The sequence below is a fragment of the Vibrio sp. Vb1554 genome, from assembly GCF_033344235.1.
Genome location: NZ_JAWPOJ010000155.1, coordinates 1 through 1,511, shown reverse-complemented (window position 1 = coordinate 1,511; position 1,511 = coordinate 1). Strand labels below are relative to the sequence as shown.

The window sequence follows — 1,511 nt, the reverse complement described above, 5'->3', positions numbered from 1 at the left end:
TCAGGTGAAATCATTGGCTTTGAAGCATTGGCTCGATGGCCGCATCCAACGCTCGGCATTATCTCGCCGTTGATCTTTATTCCGCTTGCAGAGCAAGGGAAACTGATTGTGGAACTTGGAGAGTCCATTCTCAATCAGTCTTGTGATTTTATCGGCAAACTGAACACAAAGAGACACAGCCAAGGCTTGCCGCCACTGACGGTGCACGTCAACCTGAGTGCGCAGCATTTCTACCATTCACGGCTGATTTCATTCCTGCAATCCATGATTGAAGAGCACAACGTCTCTGCAGGACATTTGGTGCTAGAAATCACCGAAAGTATGCTGATGGGCGGCGAAACGGAATCCATCCACTGCATCAACGAAATCAAACAACTGGGCGTACAACTGGCGTTGGACGATTTTGGTACGGGCTACGCATCATTCAGCAGCGTGTGCAACTTCCCGCTAGACATCGTCAAACTCGACAACTCGTACGTGGATGAAATTGAAACCAACGACCGAGCCAAAACGCTCGTGCGAAACATTGCCAATATGTCGCAAGAGTTGGGATTAACCATCGTCGCAGAAGGCGTCGAGACGGCCAGCCAAGTCCGCAAACTAAAAGTGTGGAATATAGATGAGTTACAAGGTTTCTACTTCTATAAACCGATGACTCGAGAAGACGCATTCGCTCAGTTTTCTGGCTTGCCCCACTGTTAATCTAGCTCCCCCTCCCAAGGCAAAGCGGTCTCTGTCGCTTTGCCTTTTTTGTTCCCCAACCTCCCTGCTTCTTGCCAAGTAAGACTCAGTATTGCATCGCACTGATGATCGAACACGGTTTCAACCCGATATAAATGTCTGCGTATATACTTTAAACAAGGTTTTCAATAAGTCCCTGTCACCGGACAAGGAGGACTGCATGAAACGGACATGGATATGGCTACTACCGCTGCTTCTATTTGCTGGCCAAACACTGGCAAATACGGTTTGGATTGTGCCCGTAAAAGGGGCAATTGGCCCAGCCAACAGTGACTACCTCACTAGGGAAATTGAACAAGCTCAAATCAACGGCGTGAGCCTAGTGATTCTCAAAATGGATACCCCTGGCGGGCTAGATAGCGCGATGAGAGACATTATTCACGCCATCACAACCTCGACCACACCGATTGCGACTTGGGTTGGGCCTTCAGGCTCAAGAGCCGCGAGCGCGGGCACCTACATTCTGCTTGCCAGCCACGTTGCGGCAATGGCAGAAGCGACCAACCTAGGCGCAGCAACCCCTGTCGCCATAGGTGGTGCACCACAAGCGCCCTCTTCTGATGACGGCAAAGACAACGAATCCTCGGATGAAAACAAACCCAATGCAGACAAAAGCGGCGATCAAGTTCCGGCTAAAACCGCCATGGAGAAAAAGGTCATCAATGACGCAAAAGCCTACATTAAAGGGCTCGCAAAATTACATGACCGCAATGCGCAATGGGCAGAAAAAGCCGTCAGTGAAGCCGCCAGTTTAGACGCGGAAGAAGCCT

1 protein-coding gene and 1 pseudogene are annotated in these 1,511 nt (G+C 50.2%); both read left to right on the top strand.

The features are described 5' to 3' along the window. Positions 1-702 (top strand): EAL domain-containing protein (locus R8N28_RS24515; protein WP_318183581.1); only part of this gene is annotated, 702 nt, incomplete at its 5' end. A gap of 199 nt (positions 703-901) precedes the next feature. Continuing rightward, a pseudogene (locus R8N28_RS24510) lies at positions 902-1,511 on the top strand (nodulation protein NfeD); the annotation flags it as partial.